26 protein-coding genes and 3 pseudogenes are annotated in these 26,754 nt (G+C 61.3%); 22 read left to right on the top strand and 7 right to left on the bottom strand.

Annotated elements, in window-relative coordinates:
* Nucleotides 1-2 precede the first annotated feature (2 nt).
* On the bottom strand, nt 3-623 hold the full coding sequence (pdxH, locus tag GFM02_RS23700; protein ID WP_028742776.1) for a pyridoxamine 5'-phosphate oxidase: 621 nt from the start codon (nt 621-623) through the stop codon (nt 3-5).
* Nucleotides 624-688: 65 nt separating this feature from the next.
* Here pdxH and GFM02_RS23695 point away from each other — a divergent pair, with 65 nt between their 5' ends.
* From GFM02_RS23695 to GFM02_RS23680, 4 genes are all read left to right on the top strand, one after another.
* On the top strand, nt 689-1,147 hold the full coding sequence (locus GFM02_RS23695; RefSeq protein ID WP_168265702.1) for an RT0821/Lpp0805 family surface protein: 459 nt from the start codon (nt 689-691) through the stop codon (nt 1,145-1,147).
* Between the two features lie 273 nt (nt 1,148-1,420).
* Nucleotides 1,421-2,638, top strand: a complete 1,218-nt coding sequence (locus GFM02_RS23690) for a J domain-containing protein (RefSeq protein ID WP_205930432.1) — start codon at nt 1,421-1,423, stop codon at nt 2,636-2,638.
* A 121-nt stretch (nt 2,639-2,759) separates the two neighbouring features.
* On the top strand, nt 2,760-3,578 hold the full coding sequence (gene fabI, locus GFM02_RS23685; protein ID WP_003545976.1) for an enoyl-ACP reductase FabI: 819 nt from the start codon (nt 2,760-2,762) through the stop codon (nt 3,576-3,578).
* A 23-nt stretch (nt 3,579-3,601) separates the two neighbouring features.
* The gene (locus GFM02_RS23680; RefSeq protein WP_020048765.1) at nt 3,602-4,192 is read left to right on the top strand and encodes a histidine phosphatase family protein; all 591 of its coding nucleotides are present in this window, start codon (nt 3,602-3,604) and stop codon (nt 4,190-4,192) included.
* Between the two features lie 22 nt (nt 4,193-4,214).
* Here the strand turns inward: GFM02_RS23680 and GFM02_RS23675 are convergent, their stop codons facing one another.
* Nucleotides 4,215-4,457 carry a DUF1902 domain-containing protein gene (locus GFM02_RS23675; RefSeq protein WP_020048764.1) on the bottom strand — a complete coding sequence of 81 codons (243 nt, stop codon included), beginning with the start codon at nt 4,455-4,457 and terminating at the stop codon, nt 4,215-4,217.
* Between the two features lie 23 nt (nt 4,458-4,480).
* The gene (locus tag GFM02_RS23670; protein ID WP_003569889.1) at nt 4,481-4,741 is read right to left on the bottom strand and encodes a DUF1344 domain-containing protein; all 261 of its coding nucleotides are present in this window, start codon (nt 4,739-4,741) and stop codon (nt 4,481-4,483) included.
* A 243-nt stretch (nt 4,742-4,984) separates the two neighbouring features.
* On the opposite strand from GFM02_RS23670, the gene GFM02_RS23665 reads away from it, so the two are divergent.
* The 4 genes and pseudogenes from GFM02_RS23665 to GFM02_RS23650 form a co-directional block, all read left to right on the top strand.
* A complete protein-coding gene (locus GFM02_RS23665) occupies nt 4,985-8,161 on the top strand; it encodes a bifunctional diguanylate cyclase/phosphodiesterase (protein ID WP_168322973.1) in 3,177 nt (1,058 codons plus the stop codon).
* Between the two features lie 220 nt (nt 8,162-8,381).
* Nucleotides 8,382-9,479 carry a chorismate synthase gene (gene aroC, locus GFM02_RS23660; RefSeq protein WP_168322972.1) on the top strand — a complete coding sequence of 366 codons (1,098 nt, stop codon included), beginning with the start codon at nt 8,382-8,384 and terminating at the stop codon, nt 9,477-9,479.
* A gap of 13 nt (nt 9,480-9,492) precedes the next feature.
* Nucleotides 9,493-10,596 carry a 3,4-dihydroxy-2-butanone-4-phosphate synthase gene (ribB, locus tag GFM02_RS23655; protein ID WP_168322971.1) on the top strand — a complete coding sequence of 368 codons (1,104 nt, stop codon included), beginning with the start codon at nt 9,493-9,495 and terminating at the stop codon, nt 10,594-10,596.
* 431 nt (nt 10,597-11,027) lie between these two features.
* Nucleotides 11,028-11,225, top strand: a pseudogene (locus tag GFM02_RS23650) (3,4-dihydroxy-2-butanone-4-phosphate synthase); the annotation flags it as partial.
* Between the two features lie 45 nt (nt 11,226-11,270).
* Here GFM02_RS23650 and GFM02_RS23645 read toward each other — a convergent pair.
* A pseudogene (locus GFM02_RS23645) lies at nt 11,271-12,449 on the bottom strand (winged helix-turn-helix domain-containing protein); the annotation flags it as partial.
* A 118-nt stretch (nt 12,450-12,567) separates the two neighbouring features.
* On the opposite strand from GFM02_RS23645, the gene GFM02_RS23640 reads away from it, so the two are divergent.
* The 5 genes and pseudogenes from GFM02_RS23640 to GFM02_RS35225 all read left to right on the top strand — a co-directional run.
* On the top strand, nt 12,568-13,242 hold the full coding sequence (locus tag GFM02_RS23640) for an energy-coupling factor ABC transporter ATP-binding protein (protein WP_168305959.1): 675 nt from the start codon (nt 12,568-12,570) through the stop codon (nt 13,240-13,242).
* Entirely contained in the window at nt 13,242-13,850 is a 609-nt protein-coding gene (locus tag GFM02_RS23635) for an energy-coupling factor transporter transmembrane component T family protein (protein ID WP_168322970.1), read from the top strand. The genes GFM02_RS23640 and GFM02_RS23635 overlap by 1 nt, the downstream gene beginning before the upstream one ends.
* Nucleotides 13,851-13,874: 24 nt before the next feature.
* Nucleotides 13,875-14,438 (top strand): biotin transporter BioY, encoded by a 564-nt coding sequence (locus tag GFM02_RS23630; protein ID WP_026264979.1) that lies wholly within the window; start codon nt 13,875-13,877, stop codon nt 14,436-14,438.
* A 144-nt stretch (nt 14,439-14,582) separates the two neighbouring features.
* Nucleotides 14,583-15,119 (top strand): GXWXG domain-containing protein, encoded by a 537-nt coding sequence (locus GFM02_RS23625; RefSeq protein WP_168322969.1) that lies wholly within the window; start codon nt 14,583-14,585, stop codon nt 15,117-15,119.
* A gap of 17 nt (nt 15,120-15,136) precedes the next feature.
* Nucleotides 15,137-15,231: pseudogene (locus tag GFM02_RS35225) on the top strand (alpha/beta fold hydrolase); the annotation flags it as partial.
* A 73-nt stretch (nt 15,232-15,304) separates the two neighbouring features.
* On the opposite strand, the gene GFM02_RS23615 reads toward GFM02_RS35225, so the two are convergent.
* The 3 genes from GFM02_RS23615 to GFM02_RS23605 form a co-directional block, all read right to left on the bottom strand.
* The gene (locus tag GFM02_RS23615) at nt 15,305-16,522 is read right to left on the bottom strand and encodes an MFS transporter (protein ID WP_168322968.1); all 1,218 of its coding nucleotides are present in this window, start codon (nt 16,520-16,522) and stop codon (nt 15,305-15,307) included.
* A gap of 87 nt (nt 16,523-16,609) precedes the next feature.
* Entirely contained in the window at nt 16,610-17,101 is a 492-nt protein-coding gene (locus GFM02_RS23610) for a cupin domain-containing protein (protein ID WP_168322967.1), read from the bottom strand.
* 193 nt (nt 17,102-17,294) lie between these two features.
* Complete coding sequence (locus GFM02_RS23605; protein WP_020048750.1) at nt 17,295-18,191, bottom strand: LysR family transcriptional regulator; 897 nt, start codon at nt 18,189-18,191, stop codon at nt 17,295-17,297.
* A 177-nt stretch (nt 18,192-18,368) separates the two neighbouring features.
* Between GFM02_RS23605 and GFM02_RS23600 the strand changes: the two genes are divergently transcribed.
* The 9 genes from GFM02_RS23600 to GFM02_RS23560 all read left to right on the top strand — a co-directional run bounded on the left by GFM02_RS23600 (nt 18,369) and on the right by GFM02_RS23560 (nt 26,713).
* Nucleotides 18,369-19,199, top strand: a complete 831-nt coding sequence (locus GFM02_RS23600) for a 3-hydroxybutyrate dehydrogenase (RefSeq protein ID WP_168322966.1) — start codon at nt 18,369-18,371, stop codon at nt 19,197-19,199.
* Nucleotides 19,200-19,230: 31 nt separating this feature from the next.
* Nucleotides 19,231-20,310 carry a patatin-like phospholipase family protein gene (locus tag GFM02_RS23595; protein WP_163875371.1) on the top strand — a complete coding sequence of 360 codons (1,080 nt, stop codon included), beginning with the start codon at nt 19,231-19,233 and terminating at the stop codon, nt 20,308-20,310.
* Nucleotides 20,311-20,553: 243 nt separating this feature from the next.
* Nucleotides 20,554-20,823, top strand: a complete 270-nt coding sequence (locus tag GFM02_RS23590; RefSeq protein WP_163875367.1) for a BufA1 family periplasmic bufferin-type metallophore — start codon at nt 20,554-20,556, stop codon at nt 20,821-20,823.
* Nucleotides 20,824-20,864: 41 nt separating this feature from the next.
* A complete protein-coding gene (gene bufB, locus GFM02_RS23585; RefSeq protein WP_168322965.1) occupies nt 20,865-21,890 on the top strand; it encodes an MNIO family bufferin maturase in 1,026 nt (341 codons plus the stop codon).
* Nucleotides 21,880-22,665 (top strand): HvfC/BufC family peptide modification chaperone, encoded by a 786-nt coding sequence (locus tag GFM02_RS23580; RefSeq protein ID WP_168322964.1) that lies wholly within the window; start codon nt 21,880-21,882, stop codon nt 22,663-22,665. Before bufB ends, GFM02_RS23580 begins: the two co-directional genes overlap by 11 nt.
* A gap of 14 nt (nt 22,666-22,679) precedes the next feature.
* On the top strand, nt 22,680-23,153 hold the full coding sequence (locus tag GFM02_RS23575) for a DoxX family protein (RefSeq protein ID WP_168271442.1): 474 nt from the start codon (nt 22,680-22,682) through the stop codon (nt 23,151-23,153).
* Nucleotides 23,154-23,156: 3 nt separating this feature from the next.
* Complete coding sequence (locus tag GFM02_RS23570; protein ID WP_168322963.1) at nt 23,157-24,473, top strand: NAD(P)/FAD-dependent oxidoreductase; 1,317 nt, start codon at nt 23,157-23,159, stop codon at nt 24,471-24,473.
* Nucleotides 24,463-26,325, top strand: a complete 1,863-nt coding sequence (locus tag GFM02_RS23565) for an adenylate/guanylate cyclase domain-containing protein (protein ID WP_168305969.1) — start codon at nt 24,463-24,465, stop codon at nt 26,323-26,325. Before GFM02_RS23570 ends, GFM02_RS23565 begins: the two co-directional genes overlap by 11 nt.
* A 13-nt stretch (nt 26,326-26,338) precedes the next feature.
* On the top strand, nt 26,339-26,713 hold the full coding sequence (locus GFM02_RS23560; protein WP_168322962.1) for a DUF3307 domain-containing protein: 375 nt from the start codon (nt 26,339-26,341) through the stop codon (nt 26,711-26,713).
* Nucleotides 26,714-26,754: the final 41 nt, after the last annotated feature.

The raw sequence follows: 26,754 nt of genomic DNA, 5'->3' as shown, positions 1-26,754 counted from the left end.
CGTTACGGATACATTCGCACCTTGTCCCATTCGCCCTCCGGTGACGGCCGGCGAAATTCGACGCGGTCATGCAGGCGGAATTTCTGGTCCTTCCAGAATTCGATCGAGGTCGGCCGGATGCGGAAGCCCGACCAGTGGGCTGGGCGCGGAATCTCGCCGATGGCATAACGGGCGGTATATTCGGCCACGGCTTTCTCAAGCGCGAAACGGCTTTCGAGCGGGCGTGATTGTTTTGAGGCCCAGGCGCCGATGCGGCTGCCGCGCGCCCGCGTCTTGAAATAGGCGTCGGCTTCGGCGTCGGTGACGATCTCGACCGGGCCGCGCAGCCTGACCTGCCGGCGCAGGCTTTTCCAGTGAAAGCACATGGCGGCCTTTTTCTGGCCGAGAATTTCGCGGCCTTTCTGGCTCTCGAAATTGGTGTAAAAGACGAAACCGTCGTCGTCGAATCCCTTCAGGAGAACCATGCGGACATTGGGAAGACCATCCTCATCGACCGTTGCCAACGCCACCGCATTGGGGTCATTGGGCTCGGAAGCCTCGGCTTCTTTCAGCCATTCGGCAAAGAGCTTGAAGGGCTCGCCACTTTCGGTAAAGTCACCGCTTGTTAACTCGTTTGCCGACATATTGGTTCAAATGCCCCGGATTATTCAAAACTCGCCCAGCTTTTGATAACTGGACAGGATGCAGGGTGGAAGTCATAGCAAAGTCATCTCGCCATACAAAGGGCCTGCGGCGACGCAGCAGTGTGTTCTTCGTCACCGGCGTCGCGATATTGTCGCTATCCGGCTGCGTCGGCGGCGGCATGGATTTCCTGAGTGAAGCCAAGGTCGACCGGTCGGTGGCAACCGGCACCGTGCCGCAGACGCCGCCGAGCACCGACACGCTTTCCGACGAAATGACCGTGCGCAACGCCGTAACCTCGGCCGATGTGCAAAGGCTCGAGGGCCAGCCGCTTCCCTGGGCGAACGCATCGACCGGCAGTGCCGGCGTCATCGATACGATCGTCGAGAACAATGAGTCCGGCCAGGTCTGTCGCCAGTTCCGCACGACCCGGCATTCCTATGTCGGCATCGCCAAATTCTACGGCAAGACCTGCCTCGTCGGCGGCGGCAACTGGCAGCTTCTGAGTTTCCAGCCTGAGAGCTGATCTTCCTGAGGTCGTTCAAATATTACAGCGTCCTTTGCGCGTCGAAAAGACGCGAGGCGCCCTCCCCAACAGGTTAACGTGTGACCGCTTTCTGCCGAATGCTTAGCAAAGAGCTAACCATTTACCGCGAAACACCCCACATCTCTTCACAGAAATAACAGGTGATTAGCAACTCGGCCCGCAGGATCGGCGTTGAGAGTGGCTGTTCCTGCCTTTGCGGCGGGTGACGCCACACACGTTTTATTGGACGGGGATGCCGGGCAAGGACGAGGCTTGCCGCATCGCAACACCGGCGGTTTTAACATGCGCGATCCTTACAAAATTCTGGGCGTCAAGCGCGACGCGGCAGCAGACGAGATCAAGGCCGCCTGGCGCAACATGGCCAAATCAGCCCATCCCGACCACAATCAGGACGATCCGACGGCGACGGCCCGGTTCGCCGAGATCGGCCGTGCCTATGAAACCCTGAAGGACCCGCGCAAACGCAGCCTGTTCGACAATGCCGTGCGGATGGCCGAAGCCAAGAAGCACGAACAGACGATCATGCAGCAGCGCCAGGCTGCCCGCGAGGCGGCCGTGCGCGCCAAGGCGGCGCAGGCCAATGCCGAGCGCCTGATGGAAGAGCTGGCGCGCGCCGCCCAGAAGGCGGCCGCCGACGGCAACAGGCAACAGGCAGGCGCTACCGAGGCCGCCGACGAGATGGTGGATCGCATTTTTGGCGCCCAGGCGCGCGCGGCCGGCGGCGGCCAGGCGCAGGGTCGCGCCCAGCAGACACAATATCAGCACGCCCAAAATCAGCAGACACAAAACGCTCAGGGCGAGGCAGGCAGGCGCGTGGATGGCGATGCCGCCGAGACCGACACCAAGGGCGACGAGGAAGCGGGCGAAGCTGGGCCAAATGCCGCCGCCAACCTGTCGCTGCCGCTCAGCATCCTGACGAACCTGGTGCGCCGTTTCACCGGTGCCAAGGATACCGGCCTCGAGAAAGCACCGGACGAGGTGACGACGGCGACGGTCACGATCGACGACGTGTTGAAGAGCAGCTGGATCACCGCATCGTTGCCGGAGGGCCGCGAAATCGGCTTCGCATTGCCGGCAGGCACGACCGACGGTCACGAGATCAGGCTCAAGGGACAGGGCTTCAAGCTGCCTGGCATGCAGCGCGGCGACGCCGTCATCAACATTCGCATCGCACCCGATCCGCGCTTTACGGTCGACGGTTTCGATCTGCACGCCGTGCTGCCGCTCAGCATCGAAAATGCCGTGCTCGGCACAGAGGCGCGTATCGAAGGACCGAGCGGGCCGCTGAACGTGACGATCCCCGCATGGTCCGGCTCGGACAAGACGATTAGAATTCCCGGCCAGGGATTGCCTCGCGAAGAGGGCGGCAGAGGCGATCTGGTCGTCGAGTTGCGCATTATCTTGTGGGAAAAACCCGACGACAAAATCACCGATCTCATGCGGAGCATGCGCGAAGGCCTGTTCCTATGAAATTTTTATGACATTCGCACCCTTTATTACGATCCCTAACAGTTGATGATCCAGGCCAAGCTTGAACCGATTAACGGCCTATGCCATAGGCAGGATCGATCAGAATCCTAGGGAGCGAAATATGGCTCAAGCATCCGGCCTCATGGCAGGCAAACGCGGCGTCATCATGGGTGTCGCCAACAATCGTTCGATTGCGTGGGGTATTGCCAAGGCCATTCATGCGCAGGGCGGAGAAGTCGCGTTCACCTATCAGGGCGATGCGCTGAAGAAGCGCGTCGAGCCGCTCGCTGCCGAAATCGGCGCGACGCTCGTCGGCCACTGTGACGTCGCCGATGAAGCCACCATCGATGAGGTTTTCGGGAACGTCGAAAAGCTCTGGGGCAAGATCGATTTCCTCGTGCATGCGATCGGCTTTTCAGACAAGGACGAGCTGACCGGCCGCTACGTCGACACCTCGGCCGACAATTTCGCCAAGACGATGCAGATCTCCGTCTATTCTTTCACCTCGGTCGCACGCCGCGCCGAGAAGCTGATGACGGATGGCGGCGCCATGCTGACGCTGACCTATTACGGCGCCGAAAAAGTGATGCCGAACTATAACGTCATGGGTGTCGCCAAGGCCGCGCTCGAAGCGAGCGTCAAATATCTCGCAGTCGACCTCGGGCCGCAGAACATCCGCGTCAACGCGGTTTCGGCCGGACCGATCAAGACGCTTGCCGCCTCGGGCATCGGCGATTTCCGCTACATTCTGAAGTGGAACGAATATAACGCGCCGCTGCGCCGCACCGTCACCATCGAGGAAGTCGGCGATGTCGGCCTCTACCTCCTGTCGGACCTGTCGCGCTCCGTCACCGGCGAAGTGCACCATGCCGACAGCGGCTATCATGTCATCGGCATGAAGGCGGTCGACGCGCCCGACATTTCCGTCGTCAAGGACTGATTTCTCCATATGGATGCGAGACCGTGCTTATCTACGTGATCAGACACGGCCAGACCGCCTGGAATGCCGAGCGCCGCCTGCAGGGCCAGAAGGATATCCCGATGAATGCCACGGGCCTGGAACAGGCCCGGCAGAACGGCATCGCGCTTGCCGGGATTCTCGGCGACACGATCGACCAGTTCGATTTCGTCGCAAGCCCGCTCCAGCGCACACGCGCGACGATGGAAATCATGCGCACCGCCATGGGCTTGGCGCCGCTGGCCTATCGCACCGATCCGAGGCTGGTGGAAATTTCCTTCGGCGACTGGGAGGGCTCGACGATCAAGGAGCTGAAGGCAACGCAGCGCGAGCGGGTGGCGGAACGCAACGCCTCGAAATGGGATTTCATCCCGCCTGGCGATGACGCGGAAAGCTATGAAATCCTCTCCTGGCGCACCGGCTCTTGGCTAAACTCCGTCGATCGTCCGACGGTCTGCGTGACCCATGGCGGCGTCATCCGAACGCTTTTCCAGACGATCGCCGACCTGCCGAAAAGCAGCGCTGCGGAAGGCGCGATCCCGCAGGACCGGATCGCCAGGATCGAAACCAATGAGCGGACGATCGTCTGGCTGTAGCCATTGCCAGCCTGCCATGCGCTCAGTAGGTCGGATTGGGGATGCGAACGAGCTGTTCCGCCATGATGTGGACGGGGATTTCCGGCAGGCTCGAGGTGAAGCCGTTCAGCTCGAAAAGGTCGGTTATAACAGCGACGACTTTGGGCTCGAGGGTTTCGAAAGTATCGGCCTCGACGGCCAGCCCTTCGATATCGTCGCTACTGGCAACCCAAACACCAGCCTCTTCATCCCAATCCGCGCGCACTATGATCGAGGCGTGCTTCATCCGGTCATTCTCCAGAGAACTGCCTATTTAACGATATCGAGATCGTTGATGACGCGCTTGCCGTCGACCTCGGTATAGAAGACGATCACCTTCACGCCGGCTTCGAGGCCGTCGAAATTGAATTCCTCGGGCGCCTGATAGGTTTTTCCGTCATCGAGCGTCAGCACGAGGTTGGCCGTGTCGACCTTCTTGATCGTCGCTTCGACATCGGCGCTCTCGGCAAAACCGCTCATCGGTGACAGGAAGCTTGCTGTTGCCAAAAGCGTGGCGACGACGAAACGCATGGCGACAATCCTTTTAAGACGCTGCACGAGAACATGACTGGCCACAGATAAGCTCCTGAATATGGCGAAAATTGCCCTTAAGAATGGCTTTTCCCGCCCAATTGATGAATAGGATTTTAAATATAATCAAGATGGTGCGGTAATCCGCGGTTTTCCCTTCCCGCGATCTCTCGGCATCGCCGGCGGGCAATCGTAAATTAACCCGCGCGCCCTACAGTTGCTCGTCAACATGGGGGTTTCATTTTGTTATCCAGGCTCAGCGACAGCAAGCAGTTGCGGCGCGTGTTGAAGAATAGCCGCGTCTCGTTTCTGGTTTCGTCGCTTGTCGCCCTGGTCGTCATCGTGGTCGGCTTCGGGCTCGACCAGGCCAATACTGCGTCTCATGTTCGCGAACTTCATATCCGCACCGAAAACGAGACGAACCTGATCCGCGCCCGCGTCATGGCCGAGATCAATATGGACCTCAGCGTCGTGCGCGACCTGACGAACCTGATCTCCGTCAGCACGGCAAACGGAGAGGAGATGGAACGCCAGATCAACTGGCTGCTGATCCAGAACCCGTCTTTCATTCATATCGCCATCGCACCTGATTTCATCATCCGTGACATTCACCCCGCGCAATCCGGCAACGAGCGGATCGGCCGCGACGTGCGCGAGGCTCTCTTCTTTCGCCAGGCGATGACCGGTGCGGCCGGCGACCAGTCGGCGCGCTTCTACGGCCCGATCAGCATTGACAGCCGCGACGCCTTTGCCATCTTCTTCCCGGTTTTCGTCAGGGAGAACGGCGAACGGCGGCTCTGGGGGGCGGTCGAAGTCGCCATCGACCAGACGATGTTCTACCAGGCGACCGGGCTGATGCCGGCGCGCGACCGCGAGAACCGGGAACGCTATCCGCATCTCGGCCATCTTTCGATCGCTATCCGCGATATCGGCGCGGCCGCGACCAATGCTGCTCTGCCGGCGCCGTTCTTCGGTTCGTCCGATATCGATGACAAGCATCCGATGCGTCAGAAGATCGGCTTTGCCGGCGGCAAGTGGGAGCTTTCCGCGGTCCCGAACAGCGGCTGGAACGCGATACCCGAAAACCGCACCGAGCTGCGCCTGATCATCCTTGCCGCGGGCTTCATCATCATCGTGCCGATCTTCTTCGCGACCCTTCTGCTCGGCGAGCGCAATCGCAATATTACCGCGCTGGAAACGCGCGAGGCAAAACTGCTGGAATTGTCGCAGCGGCTCAATCTGGCGCTGGAATCCTCGAATATCGGCATTTGGGAGCTGCAGGATGATTCGAGCAGCCTGCTCTGGGACACGCGCGCCGCGGCCCTGCACGGCAAGCCGGCTGAGGAAGGAAGCTGGGCGCTCGACGAGTGGCTGGCGGCGGTCCTGCCCGAGGACCGCGACGTCGCCGAAGTGCATTTCTTCAGCTGCAGCATTGCCGGTGCTGCCTGCACGGCGCAATACCGCATCGTGCTCGCCGACGGCCGGATCCGCCACCTGCGCTCGGTCGGCGCCTTCTATACGGATGCCGGCGGCGTCAGCAAGACGATCGGCATCGTCTGGGATGTGACCGCCGATGCGGAGATCACCGATACGCTGCGCAAGGCCAAGGATACGAGCGAGGTCAAGAATGCCGAGCTGGAGCTGGCGCTTGAAGAGCTGTCGAGCCGCGAGGGGCAGCTCGCCGAGCTTTCCAGCCGGCTCGACCTGGCGCTCAATTCCTATCAGTGCGGCATATGGGAAGCCCGGCCCGGCCTCGGCGGCTCGATCTGGAACGAGCGGATGCACGAGCTCTATGGCCTTGCGCCGCGCAACGGCTTCATGACCGAAGAGACCTGGCTTGGCTGCATCCACCCCGAGGACCGGGCTCTCGCGCTCGAAAGCGCGCGTCACTTCAAGCAAAACGGCGATACACACACCCTCGTCTGCCGCGTGCTCGTCGACGACGGCTCGGTGCGCTATGTACGCTCGGTCGGCAAGGTCCACCAGACGGGGACCGGCGAGATGAAGATCATGGGCATCGCCTTCGACGCCACCGAAGACGTGCTGATGACGATCCGGCTGAAAGCGGCCAAGGACGAGGCAGTCGCCAAGAATATCGAGCTCGAGCTTGTCAAGAACAGGATCGAGCACAATTCGCTGCACGACCCGCTGACCGCCCTCGCCAACCGCCGCAAGCTCGACATCGCGCTCGAAAATCTCACCCAGGACGGCCGCCGGGAGCGGCAGAAATTCTCGATCCTGCATATCGATCTCGACCGCTTCAAGGACATCAACGACACGCTCGGCCATGCCGCCGGCGATGCGATGCTGGTGCACGCCTCCAAGATGCTCGCCAAGAACGTCCGTGGCAGCGACATCGTCGCGCGCATCGGCGGCGACGAGTTCGTCATCCTCGCCCTTGACGTCGGCGACAAGGAGATGGCGCAGCTTTCGGCGCGGATCATCGAGGAGATGCGCCAGCCGATCGATTTCCAGGGTTTTTCCTGCCGCTGCGGCGTGTCGATCGGTATCGCGCTTGCCAACGGCATCCATGTCGATGCGCGCAAGGTGCTGATCAATGCCGATATCGCGCTCTACCGCGCCAAGAGCACGGGCCGCAACCGCTTCGAATTCTTCAATCATAATCTCCAGGCCGATATCATCAACACCAAGCGCACGGCCGACGAGATTCTCGCCGGCATCGAGAATGGCGAATTCACCGCCTGGTATCAGCCGCAATTCTGCGCCCGGACGATGGAGCTGACGGGCGTCGAGGCGCTGGTCCGCTGGAAGCATCCCTCCAAAGGGTGGCTCGCCCCCGACAAGTTCCTGCGCATCGCCGACGAGATCAACGTCGTACAGATGCTCGACCGGATCGTGCTGGAAACGGCGCTGCGCGACAAGATGCGCTGGACGGCGCGCGGCATTGTGGTGCCCAAAGTCTCGGTCAATGTTTCGGCGCGGCGGCTGCATGACGGCAGCCTGTTGGAATCGCTCGCCGACCTGCATATCCGTCCCGGCGAGATCTCCTTCGAACTGGTGGAATCGATCTTCCTCGACGAGAGCGAGGACGTCGTCTCGCAGAATCTCGAGCGCATCAAGGCGCTTGGCATCGATATCGAGATCGACGATTTCGGCACCGGCCATACCTCGATCGTCAGCCTGTTGAAGCTGAAGCCCAAACGGCTGAAGATCGACCGCCAGCTGGTGCAGCCGATCGTCAATGCCTCGCAGGAGCGGGCGCTGGTCAGCTCGATCATCGAGATCGCCCGCTCGCTCGGCGTCGAGACCGTGGCCGAAGGGGTGGAGACGGCAGCCCATGCCGCACTGCTGCGCGATCTCGGCTGCGATATCCTGCAGGGTTATGCCTTCTCGCGGCCGCTCTCCTTCGACGATTTCACCAACGAAGCCACAGGAGCGGGGTGGCGGCTGGCGTCGTGATCGCGGCCTGCCGATGCTCTCGCCCTACCCCTCCCCGCCTGTGCGAAGAGAGTGGCGGCAATATGGGCCGCCCGTCCCCGGCACCGAACGGAAACAGCATTTCCTGAGCTGCCGGTTTGGTGCAAAGAAAGGCTTTTGCCTCGGCGGCTTTTTGGCCTATGAGTGTCGCGCCTTTTCAAGCAATGGCGCGGCCAGCTTTGGCGCGCCACCGTGGGAACACATGTCGCACAATACATTCGGTCACCTCTTCCGCGTAACCACCTGGGGCGAAAGCCATGGTCCGGCGCTCGGCTGCGTCGTCGACGGCTGCCCTCCGGGGCTCAGCTTCAAGCTCGAGGACCTGCAGGTCTGGCTCGACAAGCGCAAGCCCGGCCAATCCCGCTTCGTGACGCAGCGGCGCGAGGACGACCTGGTGAAGGTACTATCAGGCGTCATGCTCGATGCCGATGGCGAGACGATGACGACCACCGGCACGCCGATCTCGATGCTGATCGAAAACACCGACCAGCGCTCCAAGGATTACGGCGAGATCGCCCGGCAATACCGCCCCGGCCATGCCGATTATACCTACGACCTCAAATACGGCATTCGCGACTATCGCGGCGGCGGCCGCTCCTCGGCGCGCGAGACTGCCGCCCGCGTTGCCGCCGGCGGCATCGCCCGCCTCGTCGTGCCTGGCGTCACCGTGCACGGCGCGCTGGTGCAGATCGGCAAACACAAGATCGACCGCCGCAACTGGGACTGGGATCAGATCGGGCAGAACCCGTTCTTCTCGCCCGACGCCGCGATCGTGCCGGTCTGGGAGGAATATCTCGACGGCATCCGCAAGAACGGCTCCTCGATCGGCGCCGTCATCGAAGTGATCGCCGAAGGTGTGCCGGCCGGCCTCGGCGCGCCGATCTATGCCAAGCTCGACCAGGATATCGCCTCGCTGCTGATGTCGATCAACGCCGTCAAGGGCGTCGAGATCGGCAATGGTTTTGCCGCCGCCGAAACGTCAGGCGAAGACAATGCCGACGAGATGCGCATGGGCAATGACGGCACGCCGATCTTCCTTTCCAACAATGCCGGCGGTATTCTCGGCGGCATCTCCACCGGGCAGCCGGTGGTGGCGCGTTTCGCCGTCAAGCCGACCTCGTCGATCCTGACCGAACGCCAGTCGATCGATGCGGAGGGCAAGAACGTCGATATCCGCACCAAGGGCCGGCACGACCCCTGCGTCGGCATCCGCGCCGTGCCGATCGGCGAGGCGATGGTCGCCTGCGCCATCGCCGACCATTATCTTCGCGACCGCGGCCAGACCGGCCGTCTGAAATAGGAGTTCTCGCCCCATGTCTTATGACCAGAAGCGCGTCGTCGACGCCATCCGGGCCTTCGAGGCCGGCGAGATCGTCGTCGTCATGGACGACAACGACCGCGAGAACGAGGGCGACCTGATCGTCGCCGCCGTGCATTGCACGCCCGAGAAGATGGCCTTCATCGTGCGCCACACCTCCGGCATCGTCTGCGCGCCGATGCCGAAGGAAGAGGCCAAGCGCCTCAACCTCAACGCCATGGTGGCTGAAAACGATTCCGCCCATACGACGGCCTTCACCGTCTCGGTCGATTTCAAGCACGGCACGACGACCGGCATCTCGGCCGACGACCGGACGCTGACGGTGCGCAACCTCGCCAATCCGAATGTCGGCGCTTCCGATTTCGTCCGTCCCGGCCACATCTTCCCGCTGGTTTCCCGCGAAGGCGGCGTGCTGATGCGCTCCGGCCATACGGAAGCCGCCGTCGACCTCTGCAAGCTTGCCGGCCTGCCGCTGATCGGCGTCATCTCCGAACTGGTCAACGACGACGGCACGGTGACGCGCGGGCCGCAGGTGGTGGAGTTCGCCGAACAGCACGGGCTGAAGCTCGTCTCCGTCGCCGATCTCATCGCCTATCGCCAGCGCAAGGAAACGCTGATCGAACTCGGCACCAGCTTCGATATCGAGACGCCGTTCGGCAAGGCCAAGGCCCATACCTATTCCCTGCCCTGGGACCCGATGCAGCATCTCGCCGTCGTCTTCGGCGACATCCGCGACGGCGTCGACATCCCGGTGCGCCTGCATCCGGAGAACGTCGCCGAGGACCTCTTCGGCAAGAACAGCCCGGTCGATTTCTACATGCAGAAGATCGCCGAGCAAGGCCGCGGCGTCATCGTCTATCTGCGCGAGGGCTCCGTCGGCGTCGGCCACACCGACAATGGCCGCAAGGCCCGCAACCAGGGCCGCGAGGCCCATGCCGAAGCCCAGACCCGCGACAGCGAATGGCTGGAAATCGGCCTCGGCGCGCAGATCCTTAGGGATCTCGGCGTCAGCTCGATCAAGCTGCTCACCAGCCGCGAGCGCCACTATGTCGGCCTGGAAGGTTTCGGCATCAAGATCAGCACGACGGAGATCTGCTGAAGGAGCTTAGCGGCTGCCGCCAAGCGATATTCATACGTAGTTTTTACGACCCGGAGATGTTATTCTGGGCAAACAAAATTACTTATAATCTGCCCAGAAAGAACGATGGAGCATGCAAAAGCAACCAATGCTGAAACAGCCACGCTAACGGAAAACCGATTCCTTGCCAAAAGGAAAATACATATGTAGGCAACACAAAACGATACTATTGCTGCGACATGTCTAATGAAGTGCATCTTAATATCATTATAACAAACACCGTCGCCGAGAAAATTACCATTTAATACTAAATAATATTGATTGAAATAATTATACACAAACAATACAATAAATAATAGTGGATATACTAATATAATACACATATTTGATAAGCGTCTGCTTTGCAATGTTTTCTCCTTGGATTTTCTTATCTTACATCGTTCGAGATTGACCGCAAGTGCCGCAACCAGGGCCGAGAAGCCCATGCCGAAGCCCAGACGCGCGACGGCGAATGGCTGGAAATCGGCCTCGGCGCCCAGATCCTTAGGGATCTCGGCGTCAGCTCGATCGAGCTGCTCACCAGCCGCGAGCGCCACTATGTCGGCCTCGAAGGGTTCGGCATCAAGATCAGCACGACGGAGATCTGCTGAGGGGAGCCCGCGGTCGGCAAGGCAGAGACAAAGACCCCTCCCCAACCCCTCCAGAAACACGACCTTCTCCACACCGGCAAACCGCGCGACCCGCTCCAGCTCGGCTTCCAACCTCTCCAGCCGGCCGGCCGACGGCTTGACGCCCGGCTCCAGCCAGAGCCGTTTGACATCGAGCGTCGATTTCTTGCGATCCGCCTTCATGTCGATGCGGCCGATCAGACGGTCGCCTTCGAGCAGCGGGAAGACGTAATAGCCATATTCGCGCTTCGGCTCGGGCACGAAGACTTCAATGCGGTAGAAGAAGCCGAACAGGCGTTCGGTGCGATTGCGGTCGCGGATCATCGGGTCGAAGGGGCTGAGCACGCGGATGCGGGGCGGAGCATCGGGATAGCTGTCGAGCGTCGACGGGAAATCGGCAAAGGCCCAGGAGGGTCGCGCCTTGCCGTCGAGCGCCGGTTCGATCAGCACTTCGACCAGTTCGTCGCGATGGGCTGATACCCAGGTCTTGGCCTCATCGGGCGAGACGAGGTTCCAAAAAGCTGCGATCTCGCCATGGGTAGCAAAGCCGAGGCGGGCAAGCGCGCTGCGGCAGGCCCAGTCGACAAACTCCTCGCGGCTCACCTCCGGCTCGCGGAATTCGGCCGGAATGACCCGCTCGGTTAGATCATAGATCTTCTGGAAGTTCGAGCGGCCGGCGATGGCGAGCTTGCCGGTGTGCCAGAAATATTCGAGCGCCGTCTTGTTCGGGTGCCAGTTCCACCAGCCGCCGGAAATGTGTCCATCGGCCTTGATGTCGCGCGACAGGATCGCGCCGTCGCGTCGCACGCGCTCATAGGTCTCCTCGAAAGCCGCCTCGAAGCCCTCGCCGCGCCATTTGCGCCAGCGTTCGATGATCACCCTTTCCTGATGAAGGAACTTGTGCTTCCAATAGACGAAGAAGGCGCTCGGCAGGATGGAAGCATCATGTGTCCAGTGCTCGAACAGCGCGCCGTCCTTTTCGAGCAGCGCCTTCAGATGTTCGCGCCTATAGGTCTGATTGCGGGAAAACAGGATCTGATGATGAGCCCGCTCCACCGTCTGGATGCTGTCCACCTGGACGAAACCCAGTTCATGGATGAGCTGCAGCAGGCCTGCCTTGGTCAAGGCGCGGTTCGGCGGGGCGCTGAGTCCCTGCTTGGCAAGAAAGACCCGGCGGGCGTCGGAATTGGAAAGCAGATTCGTCATGACCCCATCATAATCCGGAAAATCTTCCTAGCCACCCGATATCGACAGCGCACTTTGCTCTTTCATCACCCTCGATTACCCGTATAGAAGCGGGATCGCGTGGATGCGAGGGATTGGTTTGGATATTCGTTTCGAAGGTGCCGGGGTCAGTTTCGGGGCACGGGTGGCGCTGCAGCCGCTGACGCTTGGCATCAGCGGAAAACGCATCGGCGTCATCGGGCTGAACGGCTCGGGCAAGACGACGTTCGCGCGGCTCATCAATGGATTGGCCAAACCGTCGGTCGGCCGTGTCACCGTCAACGGCCGCGACACCAGCGGCGAAAAGACTGCGGTGGCCGATGTCGGCTTCATCTTTCAGTCGCCGCAGAACCAGATCATCCTGCCGATCGTCAAAGACGACATCGCCTTCGGGCTGAAGCGGCGAGGCTTCACCAAGGCTGAGATCGAGGCGAAGGTCGAGGGCGTGCTGGCCCGCTTCGGCGCCGAGGCGCTGGCCGATCGGCGCGCGCATGAGCTTTCCGGCGGCGAGCTGCAGGTGGCGGCCCTTTGCTCGGTGCTGGCAACGGGGCCAGGCATTCTGATCCTCGACGAACCGACCAACCAGCTCGACCTCAAGAACCGGGCGCTGGTCGAAGGGATTATCGCCGGGCTGCCGGAAAGCGCCATCATCATCACGCATGATCTGGAGCTGATCGCCGATTTCGAGCGGGTGCTGCTGTTTCATGAAGGGCGGCTTGCCGCCGATGCGCCGGCTACTGAGGCGATCGCCCGCTACAAGGAGATCGCCGCCTGATGCAGTCGCTCTATGTCGAAGGCAACAGCGTGATGCACCGGCTCTCGCCGCGGCTAAAGCTGTTGTCGCTGACGATCTTCGGCGTGGTGCTGTTCGTCAGTGGGAACCTCATCCTGCTTTCGATCGCCGTGCTGCTGACGGCGGCTCTCTACCGGATGATCGGCCTGCCGTTTGCCGATGGCCTCAGGCGGCTGCGGCCGATCTTCCTGACGATCGCGGTCGTCGCACTCTTCAACCTCATCTTCAATCCCTGGCAGGAAGCACTCGTGCCCCTGCTGCGGCTGACGGCACTGATGCTGCTTGCCGCTACCGTGACGGCGACGACGTCGATCGCTGAGTTCATCGACGAGGTAACGGCGCTTGCCCGCCCACTCGAACGCACCGGCTGGGTGCAGGCCGACGATATCGGCCTGGCGCTCGGGCTGGTGCTGCGTTTCGTGCCGGAGATCGTCGGCCGTTATCAGGCGATCCGCGAGGCGCATAAGGCACGCGGGCTGAAGGTCCGGCCGACGACGCTGCTGGCGCCGCTGATCATCCTGACGCTCAGGGATGCGGATAATATCGCCGCGGCGATTGACGCGCGCGGCATTCGGCGGCATGTGAGTTAACGATTGATAAACACGGAATTCATGATGAGCACTCGCGACCTCGTTCTTACCGCCCTCTTTGCCGCAATCATCGTGGCGCTTGGCCTGCTGCCGCCGATCTCGCTCGGCTTCATTCCTGTGCCGATCACTGCGCAATCCCTCGGCGTCATGATGGCCGGCGTCGTGCTCGGCGCCCGGCGCGGCGCGATTGCCGTGCTGATCGTGCTGGTGCTGGTCGCCATCGGGCTGCCAGTGCTTTCCGGCGGCCGCGGCGGGCTTGCGATCTTCGCGTCGCCAACGGCCGGCTTCCTGATCGGCTGGATCTTTGCCGCCTTCGTCACCGGCTATCTCAGCGAACGGTTGGTCAACGATCAGCAATCCGGCCTGGTGCAGACGGTGAGCTTCTTCCTCACCGCCATGGTCGGCGGCATCGTCGTGCTCTACGCCTTCGGTATCACCTATCTGGCGACCGTCGCCGGCCTCGGCTTCACGAAAGCTTTCGTCGGCTCGATGGCCTTCATTCCCGGCGATGTGATCAAGGCTTTCGTCGCAGCCCTGCTTGGCCGCGCCGTCATGGTCGGCTATCCCCTGCTGCCGTCACGCGCCTGACGCAGAGGTCGATCTTGTCTGGCCAATGCCCAACGGCTCCTTCGAGGGCCGTTGGGCTTAAAGACATAGAACCTATGCGAAAGCCTCACCAGGCGTTCCGCCGCATGAACGGGAACTTCCAAACCTTCTTTTCATTTTTCTACAATGACCGTCCCTGAAGGAGAAACCATGCCAGGCGACCAGCAGGAGGAGATGGCTGCCTGGTTCCGGTCGCTGGAGCCCGTCCAGCCAAAGGACATGGTCGGCCTTTGGAGCGGCGTCGGCATTCCGTCGGGTCATCCACTGGACGGCGTGCTCGAGAATCTCAACTGGTTTGGCAAGCGCTTCCATTCCGACATGCGGGCGGACGCCCTGCTCTTCACATGGAGACCGGGCCGGCTTGTTCCGATCGAGCCAAGTTTCTTCCCTGTTCGGCTGGCGATCAAGATGGCGCCCTTTGGCCGGACGTTCGTCGCCCGCCACTGGTTCTCATACCTGCAGAAGATGCTTCGAGCGAGAGGCACGACAGCTTCATTGAAGCTTCAGGCTCTCGACGGCATCGAAACGGCCGCGATGATCTACGACAAACAGCCGATCGTGGACTACTTCCACAGGATTGACGATGACGGGATTGCCGGGATGATGTGCGTGCACGACGACCCGCGGCGGTTCTTCTTCAAGCTCCGGAAAGTGACGGGCTGAGCAGGGAAGAGGGCGAGATGACCGTCATCGATCGAAATCATGTTCAAGTCCGGGCGATGGCCAGCGTGCGATGATCTTTTCGCATGGATTCGGGTGCGACCAGAATATGTGGCACCGAACCGTCCTTCGTCCGATGGATGAGAACATAGAGAATGCCGTTCGATCTCCATTTCAATGACCCTGGATCATCGCCGGGATGGACCGGGCATTGAGCCGATGGGAAGGGCGATCACGATGGCTGCAAGCAGCGCTGTGACGAGCACGCCGACACAGGCCGGCCAGCTCACCTGATCATAGATCTGGCCGAGTACGAGGCTGCCTGCGAGACCCCCGGTGTAATAGGAGGCGAGGTAAATTCCGCTGGCGCCTGCCTTGTCCGTGACTGCGCGTCGGCCAACCAATCCGGTAGCGATCGCTTGGGCGAGAAATGTCCCTATTGCCACAAGCGCCAGTCCGGCCAACACCAGAGGTAAACTGAGGCTTAAAAGTGCCGCGAGGCCGGCAATGGCGAGCCCAAGCGTCGAAATGATCCCGAGTTTTGCCCCTATCCGGACCGCAAGCTTGCCTGCCATCGGCGTGGTCAGCATCGACGGCAAGAATACCAGATAAACGAGGCCGAGCGTCATCGGCGACAGGCCGAGAGCCACGAGTTGGAAATTCACATAGGTGAAGGTTCCGATGAAGACGAAAAGGATGAGGAAGCCGATCGCGAAGACGCGGCGCAGCTCACCATCGGCGAAATGATAAGTCCAGCCGCGCATGTTGAATGATCCGTCATCGCTGGTTTGCATCATGGCCGACGTCTTTTTGAGGGTGAGCCAGACAAGCAGCGCTCCCGCGATGTTGAGGGCCGCGAAGGTGAGGAAATTGATTTCGAGCCCACCGAACCCGGCCACCATTGCGGACAGGATGCGACCAAAGAAGTTGCTCGCGACATTGCCGGTGACATAGGCCGCCAACGCGCCTGTCGCCTGGGTTGGCGAGAAGTGTTCCGACAGATAGGCAATGGTCAGCGTGAAGGCTGCCGACATGCAGAGGCCCTGGACGATCCGGAGGGCGGCAAAAACTTTCAGATCGTGGGTAAAGGCGAGAGCTGTCGTGGGAAGGGAAAGCAGCGCAAGGCTGATCCAGATACCGCTGCGGCGATCGATCCTGCGACCGAAGAAGGCAATGCCAAGGCCGGCGACGGCCATGCCGAAAGTACTGGCATTGACGGCAAAGCCCATGGCGGCGCGGCTGACCTGGAATTTCTCGACAAGCGCGGGCAGGATCGCCTGAGCCGCGAAGAGGTCGACCAGCGTCAGGAAGGAAATCAGCGCGATGACGGCAAAGCGCCGGCCATCGGCGGCGGTAGCGCCGAGGGTCGTTCTCGGCGGATTGAGGACATGCTCGATGCCGGTCATGGCGATCGCTCCAACGGTTGAATGAAGTGGTGCGGCATCTCCGATCTGGCGGGACCGGAGACGCCTTTCAGCGAGCCTGGGAGCAGCTCACATGGATTCGTGCTTTTGCGCTTCCGAGGTCAGGATGTCGGCGGAGTAGAGGACAGCCGGCTCGCTGCCATTGTTCTTCCACCAATGCGACAGCATGCCGAATTCGGCAGTCACGTCGCCGGCCTTGTGCTCGATCGGCACTTTGCAAGTGCTGCGGTATTCGGTGATCGAGCCCGAAACGATCAGGATGTTGGCCGGGCGAGCCTCATGCGAATGCCACGGCACGACGCCGCCGGGCTGCACGACGAGCTTGCGCATGCGTAGGGCACTGTTCTTCCAGGCATCGCCCTTGGAGGCGAGATCAATCGAGGAAATGACCTCGTCGATCACGTTCTTCGGCATCATTTCGCCGGGCTGCATGCCGTTTTCGGCGACCTGATCGGCCGGGCATTCGCCGGCATAGGCATAGCCGGTCGGGATGGCGGTGAAGGATGCGAGGGTGAGGACGGTGGCGAGTGTCATGCGCTTGGCATTGAGGTCGAATTTCATCAGAGTTCTCCTTGTTGAGCCCGGATGAAGCGTTCGCGCCGGGCATGACAAGGAGCATGGAGAGTTCGATGGCGAATGAGAAATGCCGCCTTATTCTCAATTCCATAGCCTGAAGCTATCGTGAAACGCAGGACGTACGGACGCCTCCGCATCGCCAGAACACGGAGCACAAATCATTGCATTCGTTATGCTTTCAGTGCGAGCGGCCTGGCAGCGTGGCCCAACCGTAAGATTTGACCGCGCTGACGAAAGTCGAGACGGCGGGGGAGAAGCGGCGGCCAGTTACGGTTACAAGGCAGACTTCGCGGGTCACCTCCGGTTCGGCGACGGGCCGGACTTGCAGGCCAGGCACGACCGCGCTGTATTCCGGAATGAAACAGATACCGAGCCCTCCGGCGACAAGATTCTGAATCCAATCCTCCCGTTCGCTCGAATAGGAGACGATCGTGCTCACGCCCTGGGCGTCGCAGAGATCTGTCAGGTAGTCCCAGTACTCGCAATTGACACGGCGAAGATAGATCTCGCCATCAATCGCGGCGATCGGAATGGCATCGTATTGACTGAGCCGGTGCCCCGCCGGAAAGGCCAGCATGAACCGTTCCCGAAACAGCGGCGTCACATCGAAGCGCTCCGGAAAATTGTCGGCGCTCGACATGATCGCGATATCGAGTTCGCCCTGCTCCAGCAATCCCGACAACTTGGCCGGAATGCCCTCGACGAGCTGGAGCTGGATACCCTTGTGGCGCATGTTGAAATCGGTGAGCAGGCCGGTAAAACGCCGCGGCCCGATCGTGCACATGATGCCGACCTTGAGATGCGCATCGTTGAGGCAGAGAAATTTCGATGCTTCGGTTTTGACGCCCAGGAGTTCGTCCTGCACTTGCTGGAAACGCGGACGCAAGAGATTGCCGAGATCGGTGATGTGGGTGAGGTTCCGTTCGCGACGGAAAAGCAGCCCGCCCACCTCGTCCTCGAGCTGCTGAACGGCGCGGCTCAGCGCGGGCTGGGTGACGTTACAGTTTTGCGCGGCGCGCGTGAAATTGCGCGTTTCGCAAACAGCCAGAAAATACCGGATGTGATGGATATCCATATCCGCCCCCAACAATTCAAATGTATGCCCATGTATCTATTCTGGTCCCGCACGCTATCTTCCGCCAATGCCCCTGAATTATCAATTCCATTAGTGAGCGGCATTTCTCTTATAACTGCGACCGCGCCATTTTGAACGGGAAGCTACACGTCGTAGCGCCTAAAAATGGAGAATGCGATGCTCAATCTACTTGCTACCGAAACCGAATCCCTGGCTGGCCGGAAGATGCTCGAAGGTCGTACGGCGATCGTGACGGGCTCGACCAGCGGCATCGGCCTTGGCATTGCCCATGCGCTGGCAAGGGCGGGCGCCTCGATCATGCTCAATGGTTTCGGCGATCCGGCCGAGATTGAAACGTTGCGAGCCGAGATGGCCGAAGGCAACGATGTCGATGTCGCCTATGACAGCGCCGATATGTCGAAGCGCGACGCTATCCTGATGATGGTGGAGCGCGCACAGGCACGGTTCGGCCAGGTCGATATCATCGTCAACAATGCCGGCATCCAGCATGTTTCTCCCATAGGCGAATTTCCGCCCGAGAAGTGGGATGCGATCATTGCGATCAACTTGTCGGCCGCCTTTCATCTTGTCCAGGCCACTTTCGACGGCATGCGCGAGCGCGGTTATGGCCGCATCATCAATGTCGCCTCAGCTCACGGCCTTGTCGCCTCGCCCTTCAAGTCGGCCTATGTCGCAGCAAAGCACGGCATGGTGGGGTTCACCAAGTCGATTGCACTTGAGGGTGCCGAGTTCGGCGTGACGTCGAATGCAATCTGCCCCGGCTATGTCTGGACGCCGCTTGTCGAGAAGCAGATCGACGCGCAGGCGAAGTCGCATAACATCGCACGTGACGCAGTGATCCGCGACGTTTTTCTCAAGAACCAGCCGACCAAGCGTTTCGCAACCGTCGAGGAAATGGGCGCCCTCAGCGTCTTTCTCTGCTGCGACCTGGCGAGCTCCATCACCGGCACGGCCATTCCGGTCGACGGTGGGTGGACGGCGCATTGATCTCAACACGAACAAATCGGGAGTGAGGACCATGAACAAACACGCAGGTGTGAAGAAAATAATCGCCGATAGCGCGGTTGTCGCCTCCTCTGAGCGAGAGCCGCGGACGCTCAATCTGGCGCTCCAGGGCGGAGGCGCGCATGGCGCCTTCACCTGGGGTGTGCTCGATCGGCTGCTCGACGAGCCGAATCTGTCGTTGGAAGGTGTCGTCGCAACCAGCGCCGGCGCAATGAATGCCGCGGTATTGGCCTATGGCCTGGCCGAAGGCGGGCGGAGCGGGGCGCAGACCGCGCTCGCCAATTTCTGGCGGCGCGTCAGCCATGCGTCGGCGTCCGGGCCTCTGCAGCCGACGATCTTCGACAGGGTGACCGGATCTCGGGCGCTGGAATTCTCGCCGGCCTTCATGATGTTCGACATGGTGACGCGGCTGATGTCGCCCTACCAGTTCAACCCTTTCAATTTCAATCCGCTCCGGCAGATCTTGGAGCAATCGGTCGACATGGATGCGATCCGGATGGCGCGCTGCCCGGTGAAGCTCAGCATCTGCGCCACCAATGTCCGGACCGGCAAGGTCAAGGTGTTCGGCAATGACGAACTGTCGATCGATGCCATCATGGCTTCGGCCTGTCTGCCTTTCCTGTTTCAGGCGGTCGAGATCGACGGCGAGTCCTACTGGGATGGCGGCTATATGGGCAATCCGGCGATCTTTCCGCTGATCTATGGCTGCGACACGCCGGATGTGCTGGTCGTCCATATCAATCCGATCGAGCGTGCCGAGGTGCCACACACCGCCTCCGAGATACTCAATCGCATCAACGAGATCAGTTTCAATTCGTCGCTGCTGCGGGAAATGCGGGCGGTGGCTTTCGTCACCGATTTGATCGATGCATCTCCGGAAAGTACCGGCAATCTCAAGCGCATCTTCGTGCACGGCATCTCCGATGACGAGACGATGAAGAGCCTCTCCGTGTCGAGCAAGCTCAATGCCGATTGGGGGGCGTTGGTCGATCTGCGCGACCGCGGCCGGGAATGCGCCGACATGTGGCTGCTGGCCAACTACCAGGACATCGGCAAGCGATCGACAGTCGACATTCGCGAACGATATCTCTGATTTTCCAAGGAGTTCCTTCCGCGTCGCCGGTTCCGTCCCGCGCCCTCCCTCGCTGCATGCCACTTCCTCCCCCCGGTCGCCCCGGGGGGTATTTTTTGCCTTCTCGCCAGCCGCTGCCGCGCATAGCGCCAGTCTATGAAAACCATGCCGCAACAGCATTTCAAACATCACCGGCAATGCGGGAAAGTAATTCCAGTCAAGCCGGAAACCGGTTTGATCCAACCTCAACCAGGAGACATTTCCATGAACTCGACCTGCATCCTCATCGGTTCCGCCCTTGCTGCCATCACCTCCATGGCTGCCTCCAGCGCCTTTGCCGGCCCGGCTGCACAACCCGAATTCTCGTTCGAGAAGTGCTACGGCGTCGTCAAGGCCGGCCTCAACGATTGCCAGACGGCCACCCATTCCTGCGCCGGCACCTCGACGGCCGACAACCAGGGTGATGCCTGGGTCTACGTGCCGGCCGGCACCTGCGCCAAGATTTCCGGCGGCGCGATCGAACCCAAGGCCTGAGGCCTCCCAAGCTTCATTCAACCCATATGAAGGAGTGACCAATGTCCAAGATATTTCCCAATCTTCCAGTACCGGATGCCGCGGGCATTGGTCTGCGCTCCCCGCATATTTCCGATATGATCTCCCGCCGGCCTTCGGCGGGATGGCTGGAGGTCCATGCTGAAAACTACATGGGCGATTCCGCCGCCGTCGATGCTTTGGAAAATTTGCGCGAGACCTATCCGCTGTCGGTGCATGGCGTCGGTCTCTCGCTCGGCAGCGCTTCGGGCCTTGATCGGGACCATCTGGACCGGTTGCGGAGCGTGTGCATCCGGTTTCAGCCAGCATTGGTCTCGGAACATCTCGCCTGGAGCGTTGCCGACGGCGCCTATCTCAACGATCTCCTGCCGCTCCGCTACGACGAAGATACGCTCGATATCGTTGCGGTCAATGTCGGTCAGTTGCAGGACAGGCTGCAGCGCCGCGTCTTCATCGAGAACCTGTCGGCCTATATCGCCTTCGCCAATTCCACCATGACCGAGGCGCAATTCCTCGCCGAGCTCGTCAAGCGCACTGGCTGCGGCCTCCTGCTCGACGTCAACAATGTCTATGTCTCGGCCTGCAATCTCGATTTCGACGCCAGGGCCTTCATCGACGACCTGCCCGCCGATGCCATCGGCGAAATCCATCTCGCCGGCCATGCGGTCAACGAGGTCGAGGGCGACATCGTGCTGATCGACGATCATGGCTCGCGCGTGCCGCCGGCCGTCTGGTCGCTCTATGCGCATGTGCTGCGCAAGATCGGCCCACGCCCGACGCTGATCGAATGGGACACCGAAGTTCCCGCGCTCGATGTGCTGCTCGGCGAAGCAATGTGGGCCGACATGATGGCCGCCTCGATCGGTTTCGAGAAGCGTGGTGCGCCACAGATCGCCCAGCAGCCGGACCGCCGGTTCCACGGCATCGAGCTGCCCTCCACGAGCAATCTCGCACGCGGCGCCATGCCTGCGATCTCGGCCTTGACGACGATCACACCGTCGGTTTTCGCGAGCAACTCCGTCACACGGAGGGCGCGTTATGCTGTCTGAACTCGAACTGCAGCACGCCGTCGCGGATTCTATCCTTAGCCGTGGAGGGCCGGATCTCGGCCCCTCATTCGATACGGGCGGCCGCTTCGATCCCATGCGCCGCTTCAACATCTACCGCAACAACACATTCGCATCGCTGAGTGCCACGCTCGTGTCGGTCTTCCCTGTTGCCGTCAGCCTGATTGGAGAGCGGTATTTCCGCCATATTGCCGCAAGCTTCATTCGCGTGAGCCCGCCGTCCGAAGCGCGGCTGGTACGCTATGGCAGCGACTTCGCCGATTTCCTCGGCCGCCTCGAAGACCTCAAGCCTATGCCCTTCATCGCCGATACGGCGCGGCTTGAATGGTTGATCGCCGAGGCGCTCGATGCGCCGGCGCTGCAGCCTGCGAATATGGCGGAACTCTCCCGGGGTGGCGAAGGCACCATGCCCGACCTGATCCTCCAACGGTCTTTGCGACTGCTCTTTTGCCGCTGGCCGGCGCTCGACATCTGGTCGGCGCACCAGGCAAGCGGCGATCTGGATCAGCTTAGCGACATCAGAAGGCAACCGCAGCGGATCGCGCTGTGGCGGAACCAGGACAGCGTTCGCTTTCTCCGCCTCAACGGCGCCCATTACGCGTTTCTGCAGGCGCTGAAGAACGGCCGCGGACTTGAACATGCCGTCAAGAAAGCCGCCGCGCGCGATCCGAATTTCGACCTCGTCGCCTCGCTCGGCGGTCTCTTTGCCGACGGACTCGTTACGCGCGTCCGCCACCAACCTGCAAACATCAACTGACAAGGAATGGATCGATGACCATGATGACCCCGACATCCATGCCCGAACGGGGCGGTTTCGCTGGCCTTTATTCGCAGGCACTCCGGCTGGCCTCATCCGTGCCGCTTTCGGCGGTGCAGTTCGTCGCGCGGCTCGCCGTTGCGAACGTGTTCTGGCAATCGTCGCAGAGCAAGCTCGCCTCCTGGCCCGTCACGGTCCAGCTCTTCGCGTTCGAATACCGCCTGCCGGTGCTCGATCCCGGTGTCGCGGCCCTGCTCGCCACGGCCGCCGAACTGTCGGGTGCAATCCTGATCTTCTTCGGCCTCTTCTCGCGTCTCGCGGCACTGATACTGCTTGGGGTCGTGGCGACCATCCAGATCTTCGTCTATCCCACCCATTGGGGCGAACATCTGACCTGGGCGGCTCCGCTGCTGCTGATTTTCGCGCGAGGCGCGGGCGTCATTTCGCTCGACCATCTCGCCGGCCGCTTTTTCTCGCGGGAGCGCTGAGCCATGCGGATCGAAGCCGAGGGCGCGATGACGGGCGGTGCGCCGAACATGATCCGCCCAATGCCCGGGAATGGCCGCCCACGCGTGGTCATTCTCGGTGCCGGCTTCGGCGGGCTTGCCGCAGCCGTAGCGCTCAAGAGCATCCCGGTCGATATCACCGTTATCGACCGTCGCAATTATCACCTCTTCCAGCCGCTGCTCTACCAGGTGGCGACTGCAGGCCTATCCCCCGCTCAAGTCGCGATGCCGATCCGCCGCATCCTGTCGCGCCAGAAGAATGTGACGGTATTGATGCAAAGGGTGGAGCGGATCGAGAAATCCATGCAGGTTGTTCACACCGCCGAGCGCTCTATCCCCTACGACTATCTTGTTGTCGCGACCGGCGCCCGTCATGCCTATTTCGGCCATGAGGAGTGGGCCGAAAGCGCGCCGGGCCTGAAGACGATCGGCGACGCGACGGAGATCCGTGCCCGGATTCTCTCCGCTTTCGAACGCGCCGAAGTCACTGAGGATGATCAGCGGCGCGAGGCGTTACTGACCTTCGTTGTGGTCGGCGGCGGCCCGACAGGCGTCGAAATGGCCGGTGCAATTGCCGAACTTGCCCGCAAGGTCGTGGTTCGCGACTTCCGTCACATCAATGCCGCTTCGGCACGCGTCGTCCTGGTCGAAGCTGGCAACCGTATCCTGCCCACCATGCCGGCCTGCCTTTCGGCAAAGGCGCAGCGTCAGCTTGAAGGCCTGGGCGTCGAAGTGTTGGCCACGGCTGCCGTCACCCATTGCGATGGCGAAGGCGTCATGCTCGCCGACGGCCGCCACATCGGCTCGGCATGCGTGCTTTGGGCCGCAGGTGTCATGGCATCCAAAGCGGCCAAATGGCTCGGCGCCGCGGCCGACCGCGCCGGCCGCACGGTGGTCGACGAACGGCTGAATGTCCCCGGCCACGACAACATCTTCGTCATCGGCGATACCGCTGCGGTGAAGAGCGAGGATGGCCGCCCCGTGCCAGGCATAGCGCCAGCTGCCAAGCAGATGGGCGAGCATGCCGCGCATGCCATCCGGGCGCTCATCGCGGGCAATCCTGTCGAGCCGTTCCGTTATCGGCATTTCGGCAATCTCGCCACGATCGGCCGCAAGGCGGCGGTCGCCGATTTCGGGCGGATCAGGTTGTCCGGGTTTTCGGCCTGGCTGGTCTGGAACCTCGCCCATCTCTGGTTCCTCGTCGGTTTCCGCAATCGGCTCGTGGTTTTCATGGATTGGGGCCTGGCCTATCTTCGCTATGAGCGGAGCGCCCGCCTCATCACCGACCGCCATGAGCGCTGATTTCCTTCCCCGCGTGAAGATGGGCCGCGCAGTCACCATGCTGCTGCTGCTTGCCGTCATCTCGACCGCGGTCCTGGTACATCTGATCTGGCAACGCACCGCGAGTGCCAATGTCGATAAAGTCGTGGCGGCCCTGGATGCGCAGAGCACTGGGGCCGTCCGCAACGAACTCGCCTCGCAACTCGCACTCGTATCGAGCACGGCGGAAATAATCCGCTCCGTCTTCTTCCAGGGCGCCATCAAGCCCGACGACGAGGTCAAGCGCGAGTTCTTATTTCTCTCGCTGCTGCGTGAGCAGCCGGCGATCGCCTGGATTGGGTTCGGTTTCACCGATGGGCGCTTCTTCGGCTCGCATGCCGCCCCCGATGGCCGGATCGAGATGGTTGAAATCGGCAAAGCCGCGCCCGGCAAACCTCGAACATTGCGCCGTGACCGATACAAGCCGATCCCCGGCGATATATTCTTCGAAGAACGCGTCAAGACCGAGAGCGCCTATGTGACGGAGGGCGCGTCCTGGTATCGCAAGGGCAAAGACAGCACCGGTCCGGCATGGACCGTCGTGGACATATTGCCAAGCGGTTTCGAGCCTTCGATCGTTCTTTCCAAACGGGTCGAAGCCTTCGGGCGGCTCGAAGGTGTCGTCATGGTAGCGGTCAGCCTGCGACAGCTGTCGCTGACATTGCAGGGCCTCAACATTCCTTCCGAGAGCAAAGTCTATGTGCTCGCGAAGGACGATGTGGTCCTCGCTACATCCGAACCGTCGGACGGCGTCATGGCCGCCCATCTCGCGGATTTTCCGAAAACCGACGTGCTTTCTGCTGCCGTCGCATCCGCGCGCCGAACCCATCCTCAAAGCGTCTTCCGCACGCTGCAACGGAGTGACGCTCTCGGGCCGGTCTTCATCTCGTCCAGTGCGCTGCCATTTGAAGACTGGCGGCTGCTGACGGCGATTCCGCGCTCCACCTTCGCCGGCGATATCGATCAGAACACCAAGCGCGTGCTCTTCATCGTTGCTGGCATCGCGCTGCTTGCCGCTGTCACCGCGATTATTTTCGCCCGCCTGCTTTTCGCCCGGCCGCTTGCCCGCCTTGCCCGACAACTGCATGCGGTCGAACGCTTCGAACTCGATGCCGTCAGCCACACGCCCACCGTGCTGGTTGAACTTAATGACTTCTCCGTCGCGCTGAAACGGATGTCTTCGGGGTTATCGGCCTTCGCCCGCTTCATGCCGCTCGATGTCGTCAGGCCGCTTGTCAACGGCGGCATCGAGCCCAGGCCCGGCGGCAAGCTTACCGACATCACGGTTCTCTTCGCCGACCTGCCGGGCTTTACGGAGATGACCGAGGAACTCGGCGCCGGTGTCGAACCGCATCTCACCCGCTTCCTCACGCTTTCCATCGCCGCGATCCACGCCGAGGGCGGCACGGTCGACAAATTCATCGGCGACGCTGTGATGGCGATCTGGAATGCCCCGAACGACGAGCCCGATCACGCGTCGCGTGCCTGCCGTGCCGCGGCCGCGATCCGTGACGCGATGCATGCCATCCCACCGCTCGCGCCCCAGCATGACGCAGTGCGGGTCAGGATCGGCATCAACAGCGGGACGGCACTCGTCGGCAATATCGGCTCGGCCGAACGCCTGAGCTACACGGCGATTGGCGATGCCGTAAACCTCGCAAGCCGCCTGGTCGGCGTCGCCAAAGACAAAGGCGTTGAAATCGTGTTGAGTGGCGAGACGTGGGAACGAGCAGACCGGCGGCTCGATGCCCGCTCGCTGGGAGAGACGGTGGTGCGCGGCAAATCGCAACCGGTGCCGATCTTTACCCTGGACCGGAAATCGCCCCCGATTTGAGGGAGGAAGGATCATGGAAAGTGCATCTTTCCTTATTGGCCTACTCGCCTGGCTGCAAGTCAAGCATTTCGCCGCCGACTATCTCTTGCAGCCGGCCTGGATTCTGCAGGGCAAGGGCGACATCCGCCATCCGGGCGGCTATATCCATGCAGCGATCCACGTAGCAGGCACCCTTCCGGGATTGTTTTTGTTCGGGCTGGATGGCGTGACGGTCGCGGTCTTGGCGCTAGCCGAATTTCTAATTCACTTCACCGTTGATCACTTAAAGGCCGTTCACTCGCGCCGCCATCCGGCTGCCGTGACAAGCCGTTCTTACTGGGCCGCGCACGGAGCCGACCAGCTGTTGCATCATTTGACCTACACTGGGATTTTGGCTATTGCGATGTGACAGAAGACAGACGTTTAGTCGATCCTACAGATCATGCGAAT

It is taken from the genome of Rhizobium leguminosarum bv. viciae, from assembly GCF_012276115.1.
Classification (GTDB): domain Bacteria; phylum Pseudomonadota; class Alphaproteobacteria; order Rhizobiales; family Rhizobiaceae; genus Rhizobium; species Rhizobium leguminosarum_T.
This window is presented reverse-complemented; position numbering and strand designations above follow the sequence as displayed.